18 protein-coding genes are annotated in these 20,062 nt (G+C 61.7%); 14 read left to right on the forward strand and 4 right to left on the reverse strand.

Annotated features, from left to right (window positions below):
* Positions 1-4: 4 nt before the first annotated feature.
* Entirely contained in the window at positions 5-1,036 is a 1,032-nt protein-coding gene (locus tag ATY77_RS25255) for a carbon-nitrogen hydrolase family protein (protein ID WP_088689295.1), read from the reverse strand.
* Between the two features lie 173 nt (positions 1,037-1,209).
* Here ATY77_RS25255 and ATY77_RS25260 point away from each other — a divergent pair, with 173 nt between their 5' ends.
* The 3 genes from ATY77_RS25260 (at position 1,210) to ATY77_RS25270 (ending at position 2,927) form a co-directional block, all read left to right on the forward strand.
* A complete protein-coding gene (locus ATY77_RS25260; RefSeq protein ID WP_088689296.1) occupies positions 1,210-2,136 on the forward strand; it encodes a helix-turn-helix domain-containing protein in 927 nt (308 codons plus the stop codon).
* A 236-nt stretch (positions 2,137-2,372) separates the two neighbouring features.
* Positions 2,373-2,690 carry a hypothetical protein gene (locus tag ATY77_RS25265; protein WP_088689297.1) on the forward strand — a complete coding sequence of 106 codons (318 nt, stop codon included), beginning with the start codon at positions 2,373-2,375 and terminating at the stop codon, positions 2,688-2,690.
* A gap of 69 nt (positions 2,691-2,759) precedes the next feature.
* Positions 2,760-2,927 (forward strand): Flp family type IVb pilin, encoded by a 168-nt coding sequence (locus ATY77_RS25270; protein WP_088689298.1) that lies wholly within the window; start codon positions 2,760-2,762, stop codon positions 2,925-2,927.
* Between the two features lie 176 nt (positions 2,928-3,103).
* Here ATY77_RS25270 and ATY77_RS25275 read toward each other — a convergent pair whose 3' ends face one another.
* The gene (locus ATY77_RS25275) at positions 3,104-3,988 is read right to left on the reverse strand and encodes a methyltransferase domain-containing protein (RefSeq protein ID WP_088689299.1); all 885 of its coding nucleotides are present in this window, start codon (positions 3,986-3,988) and stop codon (positions 3,104-3,106) included.
* Between the two features lie 77 nt (positions 3,989-4,065).
* Here ATY77_RS25275 and ATY77_RS25280 point away from each other — a divergent pair, with 77 nt between their 5' ends.
* The 5 genes from ATY77_RS25280 to ATY77_RS25300 are packed head-to-tail and all read left to right on the forward strand — an operon-like array spanning position 4,066 to position 7,005.
* Entirely contained in the window at positions 4,066-4,842 is a 777-nt protein-coding gene (locus ATY77_RS25280; protein ID WP_088689300.1) for a ComF family protein, read from the forward strand.
* 32 nt (positions 4,843-4,874) lie between these two features.
* Entirely contained in the window at positions 4,875-5,132 is a 258-nt protein-coding gene (gene grxC, locus ATY77_RS25285) for a glutaredoxin 3 (protein WP_088689301.1), read from the forward strand.
* A gap of 10 nt (positions 5,133-5,142) precedes the next feature.
* Positions 5,143-6,000 carry a carbon-nitrogen hydrolase family protein gene (locus ATY77_RS25290; RefSeq protein WP_088689302.1) on the forward strand — a complete coding sequence of 286 codons (858 nt, stop codon included), beginning with the start codon at positions 5,143-5,145 and terminating at the stop codon, positions 5,998-6,000.
* Positions 5,997-6,425 carry a DUF1178 family protein gene (locus ATY77_RS25295; RefSeq protein ID WP_088689303.1) on the forward strand — a complete coding sequence of 143 codons (429 nt, stop codon included), beginning with the start codon at positions 5,997-5,999 and terminating at the stop codon, positions 6,423-6,425. Before ATY77_RS25290 ends, ATY77_RS25295 begins: the two co-directional genes overlap by 4 nt.
* Before the next feature lies 1 nt (position 6,426).
* On the forward strand, positions 6,427-7,005 hold the full coding sequence (locus tag ATY77_RS25300) for a DUF3291 domain-containing protein (RefSeq protein WP_088689304.1): 579 nt from the start codon (positions 6,427-6,429) through the stop codon (positions 7,003-7,005).
* 20 nt (positions 7,006-7,025) lie between these two features.
* On the opposite strand, the gene ubiG is transcribed toward ATY77_RS25300, so the two are convergent.
* Positions 7,026-7,772, reverse strand: a complete 747-nt coding sequence (gene ubiG / locus ATY77_RS25305; protein ID WP_088689305.1) for a bifunctional 2-polyprenyl-6-hydroxyphenol methylase/3-demethylubiquinol 3-O-methyltransferase UbiG — start codon at positions 7,770-7,772, stop codon at positions 7,026-7,028.
* Between the two features lie 296 nt (positions 7,773-8,068).
* On the opposite strand from ubiG, the gene ATY77_RS25310 reads away from it, so the two are divergent.
* The 6 genes from ATY77_RS25310 (at position 8,069) to clpB (ending at position 17,589) form a co-directional block, all read left to right on the forward strand.
* Positions 8,069-9,343, forward strand: coding sequence for an aspartate kinase (locus tag ATY77_RS25310; RefSeq protein ID WP_064686444.1), 1,275 nt, complete (start codon positions 8,069-8,071; stop codon positions 9,341-9,343).
* An 89-nt stretch (positions 9,344-9,432) separates the two neighbouring features.
* The gene (ptsP, locus tag ATY77_RS25315; RefSeq protein WP_088689306.1) at positions 9,433-11,700 is read left to right on the forward strand and encodes a phosphoenolpyruvate--protein phosphotransferase; all 2,268 of its coding nucleotides are present in this window, start codon (positions 9,433-9,435) and stop codon (positions 11,698-11,700) included.
* A 28-nt stretch (positions 11,701-11,728) separates the two neighbouring features.
* Positions 11,729-12,808: a peptide chain release factor 1 gene (gene prfA, locus ATY77_RS25320; RefSeq protein ID WP_088689307.1), complete on the forward strand. Its 1,080-nt coding sequence runs from the start codon at positions 11,729-11,731 to the stop codon at positions 12,806-12,808.
* Positions 12,805-13,665 carry a peptide chain release factor N(5)-glutamine methyltransferase gene (prmC, locus tag ATY77_RS25325; RefSeq protein ID WP_088689308.1) on the forward strand — a complete coding sequence of 287 codons (861 nt, stop codon included), beginning with the start codon at positions 12,805-12,807 and terminating at the stop codon, positions 13,663-13,665. Before prfA ends, prmC begins: the two co-directional genes overlap by 4 nt.
* Positions 13,666-14,009: 344 nt before the next feature.
* The gene (locus ATY77_RS25330; protein ID WP_088689309.1) at positions 14,010-14,735 is read left to right on the forward strand and encodes a DUF4167 domain-containing protein; all 726 of its coding nucleotides are present in this window, start codon (positions 14,010-14,012) and stop codon (positions 14,733-14,735) included.
* A gap of 253 nt (positions 14,736-14,988) precedes the next feature.
* A complete protein-coding gene (clpB, locus tag ATY77_RS25335; protein WP_088689310.1) occupies positions 14,989-17,589 on the forward strand; it encodes an ATP-dependent chaperone ClpB in 2,601 nt (866 codons plus the stop codon).
* A 56-nt stretch (positions 17,590-17,645) separates the two neighbouring features.
* Here clpB and ATY77_RS25340 read toward each other — a convergent pair whose 3' ends face one another.
* On the reverse strand, positions 17,646-19,586 hold the full coding sequence (locus ATY77_RS25340) for a M23 family metallopeptidase (protein ID WP_088689311.1): 1,941 nt from the start codon (positions 19,584-19,586) through the stop codon (positions 17,646-17,648).
* Between the last annotated feature and the right edge of the window lie 476 nt (positions 19,587-20,062).

The raw sequence follows: 20,062 nt of genomic DNA on the forward strand, positions 1-20,062 counted from the left end.
TCCGTTACGCCGGTTCGGCAGGCGTTTCTGCGTTATCGAGGAGCGGGATAGGGGTGAAGCGCGTGGCCGGTGAGACATTGACTTCGGTCATTACACGGCGCCTTTCGCGGTTTACCACGAGGCGCACTGCATCCGCTCGGGAATAGTGCCCGGAAGGATCGGCCGCGGCCTTTGCAATGGCGATCATCGCGGGATCGAGATCGGCATAGAGAATACCCTCCTCGTCATCCCGCAGGGGATCGCACAGAGCCCTTCCGTCCGGACCATAGATCATTGAGTAACCGCCGCCCGGTTTGGACGTGCGCGGATTGAGCAGATAAGCCTTTCGTTCCGTATCGGCCAAGACGTCGAACATTTCCTGGCTGATGACCGCGCATGAGGCGAGCACATAGGCGCTTCCTTCCACGGCGTAGAGCTGCGTGGCCGCGGAATTCACTTCCGGCCCCAGCGCATAGGCGACATCGCGGTACAGGCAGAAGCTCGGCCAGGCGGCGACATGCACTTCTTCATGCTGCGCATACATGGCCATTTTGACGAGCGGCTGGATATGTTCCCAGCAATTCAGCGCGCCGAGGCGTCCGAACGCGGCATCGACAACCGCGAGATCGGAGCCATCGCCTTCGCCAAATACAGTGCGCTCGACGTGAGTGGGCTTGAGCTTGCGGCGAACGAGCAGAAGATCCCCGTCTTCGCCGATGATTGCCTGAGACATGTAACGGCTTCCGCCGTCTCGCTCGGAAAAGCCCATGACTACGGTGATCTCGTGCTTGCGAGCGATCTTCTGCAGCCTGCGCATCTGCGGCGAATCAACCGCCATGCTGTTCTCGTGATAACGAGGTATGAATGGCATGGCCTCGATCGGAGCGCCGAGCCAGACGAACAAAGGATAACCCGGCAGCCAGGTTTCCGGGAATGCGATCAGCTTGGCGCCATTGGCTGCTGCCTCGGCAATCAGCCTTTCCGCCTTGTCGATTGAAGCTTCGATATCGAGAAATATCGGTGCGGCCTGCACCACCGCTGCTTTGATGGGTTTCATGTCATACCTCCACGGTGCCCAGTCAATCCGTCAACGCCGCGAGCCGACTCTCCTCTCTTGTTCAGGAGGCTTTCAGGCGGGCGCGGAAGCTAGAATGGCCATGCGGCCGTTGCGCCGCTAGGACTGACGCGCCATAGTGTGCAGACTGGGGCGACAAAGTTTAGAGAACGACGGTGGGAACGGGATCCGCAGCAATCCTTGGTACGTGGCGCGACCAACTCTGGTCGAACTACGTGCGATTGGAGAGCCGTTCGGACTCGTCGGAGTTTTACGGTTCGGTGGCACAGATCGTTCCCGGATCGCCACGTTTTACGCTTGTACGTTCAACGGCGCAGATCACAGAACGGACACCGGCACTGGTTCGAACCGACCGCAGCGAATATCTGCTTTTGTCTTTCATGCGCGTTGGACACTGGTATCTGGAGCAGGACGATCGCAGGACCGAACTCCTTCCCGGCCAGTTTGCGATTTATGATTCAACCCGCCCATATCGCCTGCACGCCGATGGCCCGTTCGAACAAATGGTCTTCCGCATGCCGCGCGCGCTGATGGAATGCAGGATGCCGCGGTTATCCCACATGACGGCTCGGGCGTATGATTCAGGCAGCGGGCCTGGTGCGCTCGTGGCCGGCTTTGTAAACTTGCTGGCCGGACACGCTCAGTCTCTTTCGCCCGATGCCGTGGAGAGCTTCGAGATAGCGGGCGCCGATTTGATCGCGACCGCATTGGCCTTGCTTGGCGAGGGCAGCGGCGCCCGGTCTGCGTCTCTATTCGAGCGCATCGTCGCCAAGCTCTCCAATCAGATGTTGGATGACGGCTTCGATTTCGCGGTTTACGCGCGGCAGCAGGGCATGTCGCTCAGAAGCCTGCAGCGCTTGTTCCATGAGAATGGAACGACGCCGCGAGCTTGGCTGCTGCAGAGGCGCCTCGACAACATAGCCTCGCAGCTTCGTTCTCCGGCCTTTGCTCAGCGATCGATCACAGAAATCGCGCTCAGCTCGGGCTTCAACGATCTCACCTATTTCAACCGCATGTTCCGTGCCAGATTTTCGGCCACGCCGAGCCAATGGCGACGCAGCACCGGACGCGACAAATCATAAGCCGTCCTTTGTTCGAACTGTCTCTTTTGAGAACTGCTCGCGCTATGGATTTATTCTTGCGCATGTCGTTTTTTCAGAAACGCTGCGCACTTCCCGAGAATATGTATTAGCATTAGCTGATTATTATTGTGCCACGCCGTTTTCGGCTGTGGATATTAATGGATCGTTTAACACCTTCTGCCAAAGATCGGCCTCAATCAAGCATCTGGCGTGCGTGTATTAAAAGGCTTGACGTCATGGACGATGATTTCTGGAAAGCTGTCCGGGAAAAGGAACGGGCTTCGTCTGCCTCGCGCAGGACGGGTGCGCTCAATATCGCCCTTCTTTTCGGTACGGCCGTGGTCGCGCTGACGCTCATCCTGACGCCGATGCTTGCCGATTCCTCGAAGAAAAGCGTGTTTGCCAGCGCGCCGGTGGATTTCGACACGATCACCACAGGGTCGATCCCGAAGACCGAAAGCGGCAAGCGTTACACGATCCGCCGCAGCGTCCTGCAGGAGACGCCCGGCTCGGTCTGCGTCGTCCAGGGATACGGCGTCGGCGCCGGTTGCTGAAAATGCCGGCCATCGTCCGGTGGCCCTAGAATTTATGATTGCAGTCGGTTCGCGCAGAGGGTTGGGGCAATGCGCCTTTTGAAAGCATATCTTACAGATCAAAGAGGCGCGACGGCGGTTGAATACGGTCTGATCGCCGCCATCATCTGCACCGCGCTCATCGCCGGCCTCGGCGTCTTTACCGGCAGCCTGCAGAACGTCTTCAACGTGATCATCGATGCTTTGCCGACGAATTGAAGAGCCGGCCGGCTGATCCAAGAATTGGAGCATGATGCTGTCGCAAAACCGGTCACGGTTTCGGTATGATGTCCTAAAGCACGTCGCGATCTTTCAGATTCGCTCCCCGTGCTTCAGGTCTTTATTTTCTCGCCTGTCGTTATCGCAAAACCGCGCACACTTTTGCGCGACACGCTCTATTGCCTGAGTTTGTGCTCGTCCACCTTCAGCGCATCGGCCAGGCGGGCCTTGGCGGAACCAGGCTGGAGCGGCTTCTGCTGGCTCTCGTGCGGAGCCCATCCCGAGACATAGATCATTGAGAAGGTCGCGCGGATGCGCCCGTCGGGATCGGAATAGCGCTCGGCGTAGATTTCCGCTGCGCGCAGGAAGAAGGCGCGCGTCAGCGGCACGCGGCCGCGGGCGGCGAGCGGATTGCTCATGCCCATGGCTCTGAGATCCCGCATCAGCGGAAAGAGCGAGTCATATCGTACCGTATAGTTCTCCGCGTCGATCACCGGCAGGGTGAAGCCGGCTCGCTGCATGAGGCTGCCGACATCACGCACATCGGCGAAGGGGATGACGCGCGGGCTTGCGCCGCCTGTCATCTCGACTTCGGCGGCCAGCAGCACCTCGCGCAGCTCCTGCAGCGTGCCGGCGCCGGGGATCGCGGCCAGGAACAGGCCGTCCGGCTTCAAGGCGCGCCGGATCTGGATGAAAACGCCCGGCGTATCATTGGTCAGATGCAAGCTGAGCGGCGCCAGGACGAGATTGGCCGATTGCGGCTCGATCGGCACGTCTTCGAGCGGCGCCTCGATCAAGGTCTCACCCGGGCCCGCATAGGCCCTCTCGCTTTCGATCCGGATCATCCTGCCGATTTTGCCCGTCGCCATTGCGGCGCGGGCAGCGGCTCCAGTCGTGCCATGCAGCTCGACGGCGGTCTCGAATGTCCGCTCGACGACCGTAAGCCTTTCGGCCATTTCCTCGGCGGCGATATCGAGCAGGAAGGCGGCTTTCGGGTCGTTGTTGACAAGCGCGCGATGGCGATGTGCGGCGATCAGGGCTCTGTCGAAGATCGTTTCCATGCCGATGTCCTTAGTCCTGCGGGGTCTACGCGGCAAGGCGATTTTCCTTTGGAAGAGAACAGGCTAGTCTCGGTCGTATGAAGCCTGTTAACTTCGAACAATCGGCAGAGCTGCTGCGGGCCTGCCTCCTGCGGCCGTTTTCGGCGCTGGCCGATTTTCTCTATCCGCCTGCCTGTTCCGTCTGCGGCATCTCGACCGGGGATCATCGCGGGCTCTGTGTGAAATGCTGGTCCGGCATCCGTTTCATCGAGCGGCCCTATTGCGAGGTGCTCGGCATTCCCTTCTCGCACGATCTCGGCGCCGGCATTCTGAGCGCCGAGGCGATCGCCAATCCGCCGCCCTTCGACCGGCTGCGGTCGGCGGCGACCCACGACCATGCGGTGCGCGACCTCGTTCATGGGCTCAAATATCGCGATCGCACCGATCTGGCGCCGATGATGGCCGCCTGGATGCTGCGCGCCTCCGACGGCACGGTCGAAAGCTGCGATGCGCTGATCCCGGTGCCGTTGCACCGCACCCGGATGCTGTCGCGCAAGTTCAACCAGGCAGCCGAGCTTGCCCGCCATATGGCGAAGCTCTCGGGCAAGCCGCTGCTTGCGGCGACGCTGATCCGCGTCAAGCGCACGAGCCAGCAGGTCGGCCTCGGCGCAAAGGCGCGCGAAGACAATGTCAGAGGCGCTTTCGCGATCGCCAAGGGTTGCGAAAATGACGTCTTCGGCAAGCGTATCGTGCTCGTCGACGACGTCTATACCACGGGAGCGACGGTCGCCGCTGCAAGCCGGACGCTGCGCAAGGCGGGCGCGGCCGAGATCACGGTTTTGACCTTTGCAAGGGCTCTTTCCGAGCCTATATGACAGAAAATACCCGGCATCCGTCTGGAGATATCATGGTACCCGTCACCATCTATACACGGCAGTTCTGCGGCTACTGCTCCCGCGCCAAGTCGCTTCTAGAACAAAAGGGCGTCGACTATGTCGAGCACGATGCGACATATTCGCCGGACCTTCGCCAGGAGATGATCGGCAAGGCCAACGGGCGCACGACATTTCCGCAGATCTTCATCGGCGCCGAACATGTCGGCGGCTGCGACGACCTCTTCGCGCTCGATCGGGCCGGCAAGCTCGATCCGATGCTGGCGGTCTGAGGACGAACCGATGAGCTTCAAGGCCGCCGCCGTCCAGATGTGTTCAGGGGTCGATCCGGAAAAGAACGCCGCCGCCATGGCGCGGCTGGTGCGCGAGGCCGCCGCGCAGGGGGCGACCTATGTGCAGACGCCCGAAATGACCGGCATGCTCCAGCGGGATCGAGCGGCGGCACGCGCCGTGCTTGCCGATGAGACGCGCGATATCATCGTCAAAACCGGTTCGGCGCTTGCCGCGGAACTTGGCATTTACATGCATGTCGGCTCGACGGCGATTGCGCTCGCCGACGGCAAGATTGCCAATCGCGGCTTCCTCTTCGGTCCCGACGGACGCATCCTCAATCGCTACGACAAGATCCACATGTTCGACGTCGATCTCGATAATGGCGAGAGCTGGCGCGAAAGTGCGGCCTATACGGCCGGCTCGGAAGCGCGCGTCCTGTCGCTGCCCTTCGCCGAAATGGGCTTTGCCATCTGCTACGACGTCCGGTTCCCGGCGCTCTTTCGCGCCCAGGCCATTGCCGGCGCTGAAGTGATGACGGTGCCCGCCGCCTTCACCAGGCAGACTGGCGAGGCGCATTGGGAAATCCTGCTCCGGGCGCGCGCCATCGAGAACGGCGTCTTCGTGATTGCCGCCGCGCAGGCCGGCCGGCACGAGGACGGGCGCGAGACTTTCGGCCATTCGATGATCATCGACCCCTGGGGCACTGTATTGGCCTCTGCCGGCGCCAGCGGCGAGGCAGTCATCGTTGCCGAGATCGATCCCAGCGCGGTCAAGGCCGCGCACGACAAGATCCCGAACCTGAGGAACGGCCGGGAATTCTCGGTCGAGAAGATTGCGGGGGCAGTCGCAGGAGGCGTCGCCGCTTGATCCGCTATTCCCTGACCTGTGACAGCGCCCATGAATTCGAAGGCTGGTTTTCCGAAAGCGCCGACTTCGACCGCCAGGTCGCGACCGGTTTCCTGACCTGTCCTGTCTGCCATTCCGCCGCTGTTTCCAAACTCCTGATGGCGCCTTCGGTGTCGACCGCGCGCAAGAAGGACGAGAGGCAGACACTGGCGATGGACGCCATGCGCCGTGAGGCCCTCGACAAGCTGAAAGAGGCTGTCGCGGCGGTGAAGGCCAATTCCGAGGATGTCGGTACGAAGTTTCCCGAGGAAGCGCGCAAGATCCATTATGGAGAGGCGGACGCCCGCGGCATCATCGGCCAGGCGACCATCGACGAGGCGCAGGCGCTCGTGGAGGAGGGCATCGAGATCGCCGCCATTCCGGTTTTGCCCGAGGATGTGAATTGATATGCAGTCCGCGCGTCTGGCCTTCTATAACTTCGGCCTGCATGTCGCCCCTGCCGAAAGTGAAGCGGTCAAAGGCTTCGTTCTGCGCGAACCTGCGAATTTCGAAGCCGCCGCTCGCGCCTGCGGCTTCATCGGACGCTCCGGCTATGCCGGTTATCCCGGCGCTCGGAGCTGGGGCGTTCAGGTCTTTCCGCGTTACATGAAAGGCAGCGGTTTTGACTCTGCCCCTTCGTCCCTTTCGCTCTGGGCAGACATCGAGTCCCTGATGGCCTTCACCTATAACGGCGTGCACGCCGAGGCCTTGAAGAATGCCCGCAATTGGAACGTGAAGCCGACATGGCCGCCGCTGGTTTTGTGGTGGGTTGCGGCTCATCATCGGCCGGACTGGCAGGAAGTGGTCGAGCGCCTGGAGTATCTCGCTGACCACGGGTCGAGTCCGCACGCTTTTACGTTCAAACAGCCCTACGGGCCTGAGGGCGCCCAGATCTCGATCGATCGCGATCGGGTCAAGGAACTTGCTGCACGCAATGCCGAAACCCAGACGGATCTGCTTGCCTACGTCCAAACGCTAAAAGTTTAGTCGGCTAATTGGCTGCCGAATTACGCTTCGCGCCTGGCCAGCAGCATATAGTTCACGTCCATGTCCCTGGACAGGTTCCACTGGTTCGACAGCGGATTGAAAAAGACGCCGGTGCGGTCGGTGATTTCCAGGCCGCTTGCGTTGAGCGGCTTTTCCAGCTCTTCCGGGCGCACCAGTTTTTCATATTGATGCGTGCCGCGCGGCAGCCAGCGCAAGATGTTCTCGGCGGCGAAGATGGCAAGGGCTGCCGCCTTCATCGTGCGGTTGATGGTGGCGACGAAGATCAGGCCGCCGGGGCGGACCATTTTCGCGCAGGTCGTCATGAAGAGTTCGACGTCGGCGACGTGTTCGACGACTTCCATGTTCAAGACGATATCGAAGGTTTCGCCGGCCTCGGCGAGCTCCTCGGCAGTGACGGCGCGATAGTCCACCGGAACGCCGGACGCCTTGGCGTGGGTCGAGGCGATGCCGATATTCTTCTCGGAAGGATCAGCGCCGATGACCGAGGCGCCCATGCGGGCGACGGGTTCGGACAAGAGGCCGCCGCCGCAGCCGATATCGAGCACACGCAGCCCCTCGAGCGGGCGGGCGCTTTTCGGATCACGGCCGAAATTCTCGCAGGCCTTGTCTCTTATATAGGCGAGCCGGACGGGATTGAACTTGTGCAGCGGCCTGAACTTGCCGGTCGGGCTCCACCATTCCGCCGCCATCGCCGAGAAGCGGTCCACTTCGCCCTGGTCGATCGTGCTTCTGGCGGCTTCCGTCATGGTGTTCTCCATCGTTCGTGTCCTGTGAAGTCGGATGATCGGGGGCATAAGTCAAGGGGCGGCGCATCAGGGGAGGCGTGAGCGCGCAAATGGCCGGCAATTGCTTTTGTCGTGTACGCTTGCCTCCCCCCGCCAAACTCGCTAAGAGACGCCGCAACTTGGGGCCTTCAGGGGCCTGGGCTTTAGAGCGGTTCCAGAAATGGGGATGCGGCTCTTTCGCCAAGCGGTCCGCCCCAGAGCTTTCGTGATGCCGGGTCCGGGTTTCCGCTTTCCGGCGCCAGTCGTGGTAGAGGCATATGGCACGCATCGTAATGAAATTCGGCGGCACGTCCGTCGCTGACCTGGACCGCATCAAGAACGTTGCCCGCCACGTGAAACGCGAAGTCGATGCCGGCCACGAGGTGGCGGTGGTGGTCTCGGCCATGTCCGGCAAGACCAATGAGCTGGTCGGCTGGGTGCAGGGCATGCCGAAGGTGATCGGCGCCAATTCCCCCTTCTACGATGCGCGCGAATATGACGCGGTGGTCGCTTCCGGCGAGCAGGTGACCTCGGGTCTGCTGGCGATCGCATTGCAGGCAATGGATATCAATGCGCGCTCCTGGCAGGGGTGGCAGATCCCGATCCGCACCGACAACGCCCATGGCGCGGCGCGCATCCTGGAGATCGACGGTTCCGACATCATCAAGCGGATGGGCGAGGGGCAGGTCGCCGTCATCGCCGGCTTCCAGGGATTGGGGCCCGACAATCGCCTCGCAACGCTCGGGCGCGGCGGATCGGATACGTCGGCCGTTGCCATCGCGGCCGCTGTCAAAGCGGATCGCTGCGATATCTATACCGATGTCGACGGCGTCTACACGACCGATCCGCGCATCGTGCCGCAGGCGCGCAGGCTGAAGAAGATCGCCTTCGAGGAAATGCTCGAAATGGCCTCGCTCGGCGCCAAGGTGCTGCAGGTGCGGTCGGTCGAGCTTGCCATGGTGCACAAGGTGCGTACCTTCGTGCGCTCGTCTTTCGAAGATCCCGATGCTCCGGGCATGGGCGATCTGTTGAACCCGCCCGGAACGCTGATTTGTGACGAGGATGAAATCGTGGAACAGGAAGTAGTCACCGGCATCGCCTATGCCAAGGATGAGGCTCAGATCTCGCTTCGCCGTCTTGCCGACCGGCCGGGCGTTTCCGCCGCGATCTTCGGGCCGCTTGCCGAATCCCATATCAATGTCGACATGATCGTCCAGAATATTTCCGAGGACGGATCGAAGACCGACATGACCTTCACCGTGCCGTCGGGCGACGTCGAGAAGGCCATCAAGGTGCTCGGCGACCATAAGGAGAAGATCGGCTACGATGTTGTGCAGAACGAATCGGGCCTGGTGAAAGTCTCCGTCATCGGTATCGGCATGCGCAGCCATGCCGGCGTTGCCGCGACCGCGTTTCGTGCACTTGCCGAAAAAGGTATCAACATCAAGGCGATCACCACCTCCGAGATCAAGATTTCCATCCTGATCGACGGTCCCTATGCAGAACTCGCTGTCAGGACTTTGCATTCCTGCTACGGTCTGGATAAGAATTGATTCCCAGTGGGCGGCCTGCCCCTTCAGGTTGAGGAGACGGAGGCAGGCCCGCCGGGACAGAGAGCGTTGTTTCGGGAGCTTGAGACGTCATGAGAGACCTTTCCGGCGGTCCGCGCGTGCTGCTCAGGCGGCTGCGCGAGTTGATGGCAGAGCCGCTGGAGCCGCAGGATCGTCTTGACCGGATCGTCCGACAGATTGCCGGCAACATGGTGGCGGAAGTCTGCTCCGTCTATGTGCTGCGCGCCGACGGCGTGCTCGAACTCTATGCGACCGAAGGTCTCAACCGCGAAGCCGTGCACCTGGCGCAGCTGAAGATGGGCCAGGGCCTCGTCGGCACGATCGCGGCTTCGGCCCAGCCGCTGAACCTCTCCGACGCGCAGTCGCATCCGGCCTTCCGTTACCTGCCCGAGACGGGCGAAGAAATCTACCATTCCTTCCTCGGCGTGCCGATCCTGAGAACCGGACGGTCGCTCGGCGTTCTCGTCGTGCAGAACAAGGCGAGCCGCAATTATCGCGACGAAGAGGTCGAGGCGCTCGAAACGACGGCGATGGTGCTCGCCGAGATGATCGCCACCGGCGAGCTCAAGAAGATCACCAAACCGGGCCTCGAACTCGACCTGACGCGCTCGGTGACGATCGACGGCGATACTTATAATGACGGCATCGGCCTCGGCTATGTCGTGCTGCACGAACCGCGCATCGTCGTCACCAATCTTCTCAACGAGGATGCGGAGAAGGAGATCCGGCGGCTGGCGGAAGCCATGGGTTCGCTGAGGATCTCGATCGACGACATGCTGTCGCGCCGCGACGTGTCGATGGAGGGCGAGCATCGCGAAGTGCTCGAAACCTATCGCATGTTCGCCCATGACCAGGGCTGGGTGCGCAAGCTCGAGGAGGCGATCCGCAACGGTCTGACGGCCGAAGCGGCGGTCGAGAAGGTGCAGAGCGACACCAAGGCGCGGATGATGCGGTTGACCGACCCGTATCTGCGCGAACGCATGCATGATTTCGAGGATCTGGCGAACCGGCTGCTCAGGCAGTTGACCGGCTATACCGGCCGGACGACCGCCGAAGGCTTCCCGAATGATGCGATCATTCTGGCCCGCGCCATGGGTGCGGCCGAACTGCTCGATTATCCGCGCTCCAACGTCCGCGGCCTGGTGCTGGAAGAAGGGGCGGTGACGAGCCATGTGGTGATCGTCGCCCGCGCCATGGGCATTCCGGTCATCGGCCAGGCGGCCGGGGTGGTGGCGCTGGCCGAAAACGGCGATGCCGTGATCATCGACGCCGACGAGGGGCATGTGCATCTCAGGCCGATGGCTGATCATCGCCGTTCCTACGAGGAAAAGGTTCGCTTCCGCGCCAGGCGGCAGGAACAGTTCCGGGCGCTGCGCGCCATCGAACCGGTCACCAAGGACGGCCAGCGGATCTCGCTGATGATGAATGCCGGCCTGTTGGTCGATCTGCCGCAGCTTTCTGAATCGGGTGCAGAGGGCATCGGTCTCTTCCGTACCGAGCTGCAATTCATGATCGCCTCCACCATGCCGAAGGCGGACGAGCAGGAGCAGTTCTACCGCAATGTGATCAAACAGGCGGCAGGCCGCGTCGTGACCTTCCGCACGCTCGATATCGGCGGCGACAAGGTCGTGCCCTATTTCCGCGGCCACGAGGAGGAAAACCCTGCGCTCGGCTGGCGCGCCATCCGGCTGTCGCTCGATCGGCCGGGATTGCTGCGCACTCAGTTGCGCGCCCTGCTGAAAGCGTCGGCGGACACCGAGCTGAAGCTGATGGTGCCGATGGTCACCGAGGTGTCCGAACTGAGGACGGTGCGCGAGCTCCTGCAGAAGGAAGTGCAGCATCTCTCGCGTTTCGGCCACGGACTGCCGCGCAAGCTGCAATTCGGGGCGATGCTTGAGGTGCCGGCGCTGCTCTGGCAGCTCGACGAGCTGATGGAGGCGGTCGATTTCGTTTCGGTAGGTTCGAACGACCTCTTCCAGTTCTCGATGGCCGTCGATCGCGGCAATGCACGGGTGTCGGACCGCTTCGATCCGCTCGGCAAGCCGTTCTTGCGCATCCTGCGCGACATCGTGCGCGGGGCGGACCGAAACAAGACGCCGGTGACGCTTTGCGGCGAACTTGCCGGCAAGCCGCTCTCGGCAATGGCGCTGCTCGGCATCGGTTTCCGCTCGATTTCGATGTCGCCGGCCTCGATCGGGCCGGTGAAAGCGATGCTGCTCGGCCTTGATGTCGGCGCGCTGACGAAGGCGATGGATGAAGTGCTGGACGACAACAGCGCCACCGTACCGATGCGCGAGGTGCTTGCCCGCTTCGCCGAGAGCCACAATATTCCCCTCTAGGCATATACAAGAAGAATCGGAGTGAAGGGTGGCGAAGCTTCCCGTTGAAAAGATGCGCGAGCTGGAACGCCGTTTCGGCGAGATCGAAGCGCGCATGTCGGCCGGCCCTGCCGCCGACGTCTATGTGAAGCTTGCATCCGAATATTCCGAGCTGCAGCCTGTCGTCACGAAGATCCGCGCCTATGAGAAGGCGGTCGCCGAGCTTGCCGATCTCGACGCGCTGCTGGAGGACAAGTCGGTCGATCGCGAGATGCGCGACCTCGCCGAACTCGAACTGCCCGAAGTGAAGGAGCGGATCGAAGCGCTGGAGCAGGAGATGCAGATCCTGCTTCTGCCGAAGGATGCGGCGGACGAAAAAAGCGCGATCCTCGAAATCCGCGCCGGCACCGGCGGTTCGGAAGCGGCACTTTTCGCCGGTGATCTCTTTCGCATGTATGAGCGTTTCGCTTCCGAGAAGGGCTGGAAAGTCGAGGTGCTCTCGGCGAGCGAGGGTGAGGCTGGCGGCTATAAGGAAATCATTGCGACGATTACCGGAAGGGGCGTCTTCGCCAAGCTGAAATTCGAATCCGGCGTGCACCGCGTGCAGCGCGTGCCGGAGACCGAGGCGGGCGGGCGCATTCATACGTCGGCCGCGACGGTGGCGGTGCTGCCGGAAGCCGAGGAGATCGATATCGAGATCCGGCCGGAAGACATCCGCATCGACACGATGCGCTCTTCGGGCGCCGGCGGCCAGCACGTCAATACGACCGACTCGGCGGTGCGCATCACTCACCTGCCGACCGGCATCGTCGTCACCAGCTCGGAAAAATCGCAGCATCAGAACCGCGCCAAGGCGATGCAGGTGCTGCGCTCCAGGCTTTACGATGCCGAACGGCAGCGCGCCGACAGCGAGCGCTCGGCCGACCGCAAGAGCCAGGTCGGTTCCGGCGACCGCTCCGAGCGCATCCGCACCTATAATTTCCCGCAGGGGCGGGTGACCGACCACCGCATCAACCTGACGCTCTACAAGCTTGATCGGATGATGGAAGGCGAGATCGAGGAAGTCGTCGACGCGCTGATGGCCGACTATCAGGCAAGCCAGCTGGCGCAGCTCGGCGAACAGCCGTGAGTCCGACGGTCGCCGATATGCTGGCCGAGGCGCGGCGCCGCTTTACCAAGGGCGGTATCGCCGACCCGGCGACCGATGCGCGCCTGCTGGTCGCAGGTCTTCTGAAACTGTCGTCGACCGAGCTTCTGACACGATCGGCTGAGGGGCTTTCTCCCGAGCAGGCGGAGGTGATTTTCAAGGCGCTGGAACGGCGGCTCGCCCACGAGCCGGTGCACCGCATCCTCGGCGAACGGGAATTCTACGGCCTGGCGCTTCGGCTTTCGGCGGAAACGCTGGAACCGCGCCCGGATACGGAAATCCTCGTCGACACGGTGCTTCCCTATCTCAGGGACCTTGCAAAGGCTGAGGGCAATCTCCATATCCTTGATATAGGAACCGGGACCGGGGCGATATGCCTCGCGCTTTTGAGCGAATGTCCCGATGCGTCAGGTATCGGCAGCGACATATCGTCGGATGCACTTCGAACGGCAAAGTCAAACGCAGAAAGAAACGGGTTGCAGGATCGCTTTCAGGCTGTGCAGTCGAGATGGTTCGAGAACATCCAGGGCTCGTTTCACGTGATTGTCTCAAATCCGCCCTATATTGCCTCCAATGTCATTCACGATCTCGCTCCCGAAGTGACGAAATTTGATCCGGTTGCAGCGCTGGATGGCGGCCCGGATGGGCTTGACGCCTACAAAGCCATAGCCAAGGATGTGGCAAGGTTCATGAGGCCTGATGGGTTCGTGGGACTGGAAATCGGCTACGATCAGCGAAACGATGTGACGGCGATCTTCGAAGCGAAAGGCTTCAAGTGCCTCAAATCCGTTAGAGATTACGGTCAGAACGACAGGGTGCTCGTGTTCGCGCTCACGTGACGGGCGATCATTGCCGGCATTGAACAGAACATTATTGCTATTGCGAAGAAAAGGCTTGGATTTCCGGGGGAAGCAATATAGGTTGCGGTCACGTGTTGGGCAGATAGGAATGAACGAGATTCGTTCGGTACTTGGTTTGCCTCGGGGGTCCGCTCTTTTAAACGAGAGTTTCAACGGTTGAACACGACCCAACGCGTGAATCAGTCAAACTGACTTGAGAACCAAGCGGCAGGTCGGCGCAAAGGCGCAGTATGCTCGCGGCACAAAGGTCCTGACCCGGTTTTCCGGTCATGGCGGTTGGTGCCATGTATCCATCACAAACAGAGAATTCAGGTGAACGATCTATGAGGCCAGGACAGCAGAACAAGCGCGGTCGAGGGCGTGGTAACAACAACAATAACAATGGCGGCGGTGGAAATAACAATAACAACAATTTCAACCGCAAGGGCGGCAACCCGCTGACCCGGACCTATGACAGCTCCGGCCCCGATGTGAAAATCCGCGGCACTGCCCAGCATATTGCAGAAAAATACGCGCAGCTCGCCCGCGACGCCCAGAGCTCCGGCGACCGCGTCATCGCCGAGAACTATCTTCAGCACGCCGAACATTACAATCGCATCATCGCGAGCGCCCAGGCGCAGATGCAGGAACGCTTCCAGCGCGACGACCGTGGCGAATACAATGATCGCGAAGCTGCCGAGCGTGAAGGCGACGACATCGATACGAACGACAATGACGGCGACGATGTCATTATTGTCCAGCCGCCGCAGAGCAGGCAGCACCAGCCGCAGGCACAACCGAAGCCGGCGCCTGTCGCAGCGCCCGCCCCGGCACCCCAGTCCGAAGTTATGGATGGAACCGGCCCGCAGCCGGAGATCGAAGGCATTCCCGCCGAGGTCGCCATGGACGAGGAAGGTGCCGCCGGACAGTCGCGCGAACGCCAGCCCCGCCGCCGCAGCGCCGGAAACCGTCCGCGTCGCCCACGCCGTGGCGCAGAAGGCGATGCCGGCTCGGAAGGCGAAGGTGCTTCCGCCGAAGCGCCTGTTATGGCGGATGCCACATCGGAGTGAGGGGTTTTGCCTCCCTCGTCACGGGAGCCGGACGCTCACGTGATCCACGCGAATTTCCTTGGAAAATCCCCGACCCGGCGTCGGGGATTTTCATTTTCCGGGCTCTTTAAACTGCTGGAACAGGCTACCATATTCTCCTCGACTGCTTCGCCCAAAACCCAAACGGGCCAAGCGCGGCCCGCCTTTTCAGGGGGTCGATCTCAATCATCGGTCTGCGCCTCAACCAGGGCAGGGCGATCCATGGAGGTGAAATATGAATATCGAGAAATATTCGGAGCGGGTTCGCGGCTTCGTTCAGTCGGCCCAAACCTATGCGCTGGCGCAGGGGCATCAGCAATTTTCGCCCGAGCATGTGTTGAAAGTTCTGCTCGACGACGATCAGGGCATGGCCGCATCGCTGATCGAACGCGCCGGCGGCGATGCCAAGGCTGCCCGCCTTGCAAATGATGCGGCCCTCGCGAAATTGCCGAAAATCTCCGGCGGCAATGGCAACATCTATCTGGCGCAGCCGCTCGCGAAGGTGTTTTCGACCGCCGAAGAGGCGGCGAAGAAGGCCGGCGACAGCTTCGTCACTGTCGAACGCCTGCTGCAGGCGCTGGCGATCGAATCTTCGGCTTCGACCTTTTCGACGCTGAAGAACGCCGGCGTGACGGCCCAGGGCCTCAACCAGGTCATCAACGATATCCGCAAGGGCCGGACCGCAGATTCCTCCAATGCCGAGCAGGGCTTCGATTCGCTGAAGAAGTTCGCGCGCGATCTGACCGGCGAAGCCCGCGAGGGCAAGCTCGATCCGGTGATCGGCCGGGACGACGAGATCCGCCGCACCATCCAGGTGCTGTCGCGCCGTACCAAGAACAACCCTGTGCTGATCGGTGAACCCGGCGTCGGCAAGACGGCGATCGTCGAAGGCCTGGCGCTGCGCATCGTCAATGGCGACGTGCCGGAATCGCTCAAGGACAAGAAGCTGATGGCGCTCGACATGGGCGCGCTGATCGCCGGTGCAAAATACCGCGGCGAATTCGAGGAGCGGCTGAAGGCCGTACTCAACGAGGTGCAGGCGGAAAACGGCGAGATCATCCTGTTCATCGACGAAATGCATACGCTGGTCGGCGCTGGCAAGGCGGATGGGGCGATGGATGCCTCCAACCTGCTGAAGCCTGCTCTTGCCCGCGGCGAGCTGCATTGCGTCGGCGCGACTACGCTCGATGAATATCGCAAACATGTGGAGAAGGATCCGGCGCTTGCCCGCCGATTCCAGCCCGTGGTCGTCGAGGAGCCGACGGTCGAGGACACGATCTCGATCCTGCGCGGCCTGAAGGAAAAATACGAGCAGCATCACAAGGTGCGCATCGCCGATGCGGCGTTGGTGGCGGCTGCGACCCTTTCGAACCGCTATATCACCGACCGCTTCCTGCCCGATAAGGCGATCGACCTGATGGATGAGGCGGCAGCTCGGCTGCGCATGCAGGTGGATTCCAAGCCGGAAGAGCTCGACGAGCTCGACCGCCGCATCATTCAGCTGAAGATCGAGCGCGAGGCGCTGAAGAAGGAAACCGATGTCGCTTCCGCCGACCGGCTGAAGCGGCTGGAGACCGAACTTGCCGACCTCGAGGAAGAGGCCGATGCGCTGACAGCCCGCTGGCAGTCGGAAAAGCAGAAGCTCGGCCTTGCCGCCGATCTCAAGAAGCAGCTCGACGATGCCCGCAACGAACTGGCGATCGCCCAGCGCAAGGGTGAGTTCCAGCGCGCCGGCGAGCTGACTTACGGCGTCATTCCGGATCTCGAAAAGCAACTCGTCGAAGCCGAGAACCAGGATGGTGAACGCGGTGCGATGGTGCAAGAGGTGGTCACTCCCGACAATATCGCACATGTCGTTTCCCGCTGGACCGGCATTCCCGTCGACAAGATGCTCGAGGGCGAACGCGACAAGCTGCTTCGGATGGAAGACGAACTGGCGAAATCGGTGATCGGCCAGGGCGACGCGGTCCAGGCCGTGTCGCGGGCGGTGCGGCGTGCACGCGCCGGCCTGCAGGATCCGAACCGGCCAATCGGCTCGTTCATCTTCCTCGGCCCGACCGGCGTCGGCAAGACGGAGCTCACCAAGGCACTCGCCCGCTTCCTCTTCGACGACGAGACGGCGATGGTGCGCATGGACATGTCGGAATACATGGAGAAACACTCCGTTGCCCGGCTGATCGGCGCACCTCCCGGCTATGTCGGCTACGACGAGGGCGGGGCGCTGACGGAAGCCGTGCGCCGCAGGCCCTATCAGGTCGTGCTGTTCGACGAGATCGAAAAGGCGCATCCCGACGTCTTCAACATCCTGCTGCAGGTGCTGGATGACGGACGCCTGACGGACGGCCAGGGCCGGACGGTGGATTTCCGCAACACGATGATCATCATGACCTCGAACCTCGGCGCCGAATATCTGACGCAGCTCAGGGACGGCGATGATAGCGATACGGTGCGCGAGCAGGTGATGGATGTCGTGCGCGGGCATTTCCGGCCGGAATTCCTGAACCGCATCGATGAGATCATCCTCTTCCATCGCCTGAAGCGCGAAGAGATGGGCGCGATCGTCGATATCCAGCTGAAACGACTGGTGGCGCTCTTGTCCGAGCGCAAGATCGTCATCGATCTCGATGAGGACGCCCGCCACTGGCTGGCGAACAAGGGTTACGATCCGGTCTACGGCGCAAGGCCGCTGAAGCGGGTGATCCAGAAGTTCGTGCAAGATCCGCTCGCCGAGCAGATCCTGTCCGGCCAGGTGCCGGACGGATCGACGGTAAAGGTGACGAGCGGTTCGGACCGGCTGCAGTTCAAGACGCGGCAGACGGTGAGCGAAGCGGCGTAAACCGGTTTGCGAGATGAGAGATGGCGGCTTCGGTCGCCATTTTTGCTGGCGGGCAGTTACTTGCTCGCCACCTGATCCGTCGTCTGGTTGTTCAGCAGCGTATCGATGCGCTTGCGCTCGTCCTCGAATTTCGCCAGCGCCTCGCCCTGAAGCGACTTGCCGCCCGGCAGGCGGATGCGCAGCGGATCGACCTTGGTGCCGTTGACGATCAGCTCGTAATGCAGATGCGGGCCGGTGGATTCGCCTGTCGTGCCGACCCAGCCGATCACCTGGCCCTGGCGGATCTTGGCGCCGGGGACGACGCCCTTGGCGATGGCGCTCTGGTGATTGTAGGAGGATTCATAGCCGTTGGCATGACGGATGATCGTCTGGTTGCCGTAACCGCCGGAATCCCAGCCGGCTTTTTCGACCGTGCCGTTGCCGGCGGCGATGATCGCCGTGCCGCGGGGCGCCGCCCAATCGACGCCGGTGTGCATGCGGGCAAAACCGAGGATCGGGTGCCGGCGCATGCCGAAGCCCGATTTGAAAATGCCGTTCGGAACGGGGTTGCGCAGCAGGAACTGGCGGATGCTCTTGCCGTTCTCATCGAAATAATCGACCGTGCCGTCTTCGGGATCCTGAAAACGGTAGAAGCGTGTCTGCGTGTCGCCGAAACGGGCGTTGACGTAGAGCAGTTCGGAATCCTCGGTCGCCTTGCCGGCGCTGTCGGCGACGGAGAAGAAGGCCTCCAGCGTATCGCTCGGCCTCAGCTGCGCCTGGAAATCGACGTTGCTGGCAAGCAGCTTGATGATCAGCGCCGTCATATCCTTGGTCATGCCGTAGGAAAGGGCGGCGCGATAGATGCCGTCATAGACGCGCGGCAGGTTTTGGCCGGGCGGCGGCGCGAAGGAATTGTCTTCGAAGGCCGTGGCGATGGCATCGAGCATCGGCGGCGCGGTGCCCTCCACGTATTTGCCCTTGTCGTCGAGGGCCACCGTGGTGAGGTGGCGGGTGCCGCGATAGACGCTGGCCCGGATGATCTTGGCCTGCTCGCCCTTCTGAATGATGCCGATGCGCAGCACGTCGCCGTTCTCGAGCTCGTTGGAACCCAGTTGCTGCGCGATATAGCCGGCGATGCCATCGGCATATTGCTGCGGATAGCCTGAGTCCATCAGCGCTTTGGAGATCGTCGTGTCCGCGCGCACGGGCAGGACGTCGTCGGCGAATTCTTCGGTCTCCGGCGTGATCGATTCCGGTGCGGAGACGGTCATGTTCTGTTCGAGCACGCGGGCGGAGAGGCCTGCGGTCAGATCGACATCGGCATCCTCGTTGGAGAAGCGGCGCGGATCGACGTAATAGAGCGCCGCAAGCTGCGTGTTGCCGTCGGTCAGGACCGAGCCATTGGAGCGGACGTTTTCTTCGACCTCTTCCAGCGACAGGCCGGCGGCCATCTTCATTTCGGTCTTGCCGATTGGGAAGGGAATGGTCTTCAGGCTGACTTCGGATTCGACGTCGGAGCCGTAAATCGCGCCGGTCCGGCTTTGCGGCGCGGGCTGCGGCTCGTCGGCGGAAAAGATCGCCAGAGGGTCGAAATCCGGATAATCTTCGGTCGCCACGTGGTTGGCGGCCAGCGTCATCTTCACATGCGCGAAGGGCTGGCGGCGCACGACCTCTTTCTCGCCCTCGTGGACGACGGTCGAAACTTCCATGATGGCGCGGTCGGAAGGTTTGGCGGCGATGGCAGGCGCGATCAGCCGGCCGCCGCGCACCACCGTCGTATCGACATGCGCGTCTGCCGCCGCACTCGCATAGGCTTCGGCTGGGATCGCCAGCTGCTGGCGGCCGTCGAGGGCGGCAAAAAGCGCGACACCCATCAGGACCGAAGATGTGATGCCGGTGAGGAATGTGCCCGAGAGCCAGCGCAAGGAAACCTCGCGACGGTCCGGGGCACGCCTGCCGTCGGCCAGAAGCGGAGGCTCGTTGCCCAACGAGCGGATCATCATTTTCTCCGTCATCATGGCAGTCGGGTCCGCGTCCTTACATTCGACGTCTCTGGGAGCATTTCTTGGCCGTCCTGGCTGGGGCGAAAGATGTGCATATTTTAGGCATGGAAGTCAAATCACGCAGAGAAGGCAGTTTTACCTGCCTTTGCCTGTGTGAATCGTGTGTCCCTTAAGACCAGCAGATTGTGATGATGTCGGGGCGCGGAAGACGAAAGAGCGTTCTTTCCCCGAAAAGTCGAAAGACGATCACTTTTGCTGCCCATATCGGGCCGTTCGGAATCCGGAAAACGAGCCGATTTTCGCGCCCCGCGAAATTTCTATGTGAAAACAATGAGATGAAAGAAATATCGTTTTTTTCAAAAAGGGCTGTTGACTTAGAAAAGGGGTTGGTTCTATAAGCCCACTCACTGAACGAGGGCGGCGGCGCTGCTGGCGACGAAGTCTTTCGTTCTAAAGAAACTCAAGCGGATTGGCGATTGCTGGTTTGTGTT

Origin of the sequence: Rhizobium sp. R634, from assembly GCF_002211305.1 — a bacterium.
Taxonomy (GTDB): domain Bacteria; phylum Pseudomonadota; class Alphaproteobacteria; order Rhizobiales; family Rhizobiaceae; genus Rhizobium.

Coding starts and splice junctions, on each gene's coding strand:
- ATY77_RS25255 (WP_088689295.1), bottom strand. CDS start 1,036: ATGAAACCCATCAAAGCAGCGGTGGTGCAGGCCGCACCGATATTTCTC.
- ATY77_RS25265 (WP_088689297.1), top strand. CDS start 2,373: ATGGACGATGATTTCTGGAAAGCTGTCCGGGAAAAGGAACGGGCTTCG.
- ATY77_RS25270 (WP_088689298.1), top strand. CDS start 2,760: ATGCGCCTTTTGAAAGCATATCTTACAGATCAAAGAGGCGCGACGGCG.
- ATY77_RS25275 (WP_088689299.1), bottom strand. CDS start 3,988: ATGGAAACGATCTTCGACAGAGCCCTGATCGCCGCACATCGCCATCGC.
- ATY77_RS25280 (WP_088689300.1), top strand. CDS start 4,066: ATGAAGCCTGTTAACTTCGAACAATCGGCAGAGCTGCTGCGGGCCTGC.
- grxC (WP_088689301.1), top strand. CDS start 4,875: ATGGTACCCGTCACCATCTATACACGGCAGTTCTGCGGCTACTGCTCC.
- ATY77_RS25290 (WP_088689302.1), top strand. CDS start 5,143: ATGAGCTTCAAGGCCGCCGCCGTCCAGATGTGTTCAGGGGTCGATCCG.
- ATY77_RS25300 (WP_088689304.1), top strand. CDS start 6,427: ATGCAGTCCGCGCGTCTGGCCTTCTATAACTTCGGCCTGCATGTCGCC.
- ubiG (WP_088689305.1), bottom strand. CDS start 7,772: ATGACGGAAGCCGCCAGAAGCACGATCGACCAGGGCGAAGTGGACCGC.
- ATY77_RS25310 (WP_064686444.1), top strand. CDS start 8,069: ATGGCACGCATCGTAATGAAATTCGGCGGCACGTCCGTCGCTGACCTG.
- ptsP (WP_088689306.1), top strand. CDS start 9,433: ATGAGAGACCTTTCCGGCGGTCCGCGCGTGCTGCTCAGGCGGCTGCGC.
- ATY77_RS25330 (WP_088689309.1), top strand. CDS start 14,010: ATGAGGCCAGGACAGCAGAACAAGCGCGGTCGAGGGCGTGGTAACAAC.
- clpB (WP_088689310.1), top strand. CDS start 14,989: ATGAATATCGAGAAATATTCGGAGCGGGTTCGCGGCTTCGTTCAGTCG.
- ATY77_RS25340 (WP_088689311.1), bottom strand. CDS start 19,586: ATGATGACGGAGAAAATGATGATCCGCTCGTTGGGCAACGAGCCTCCG.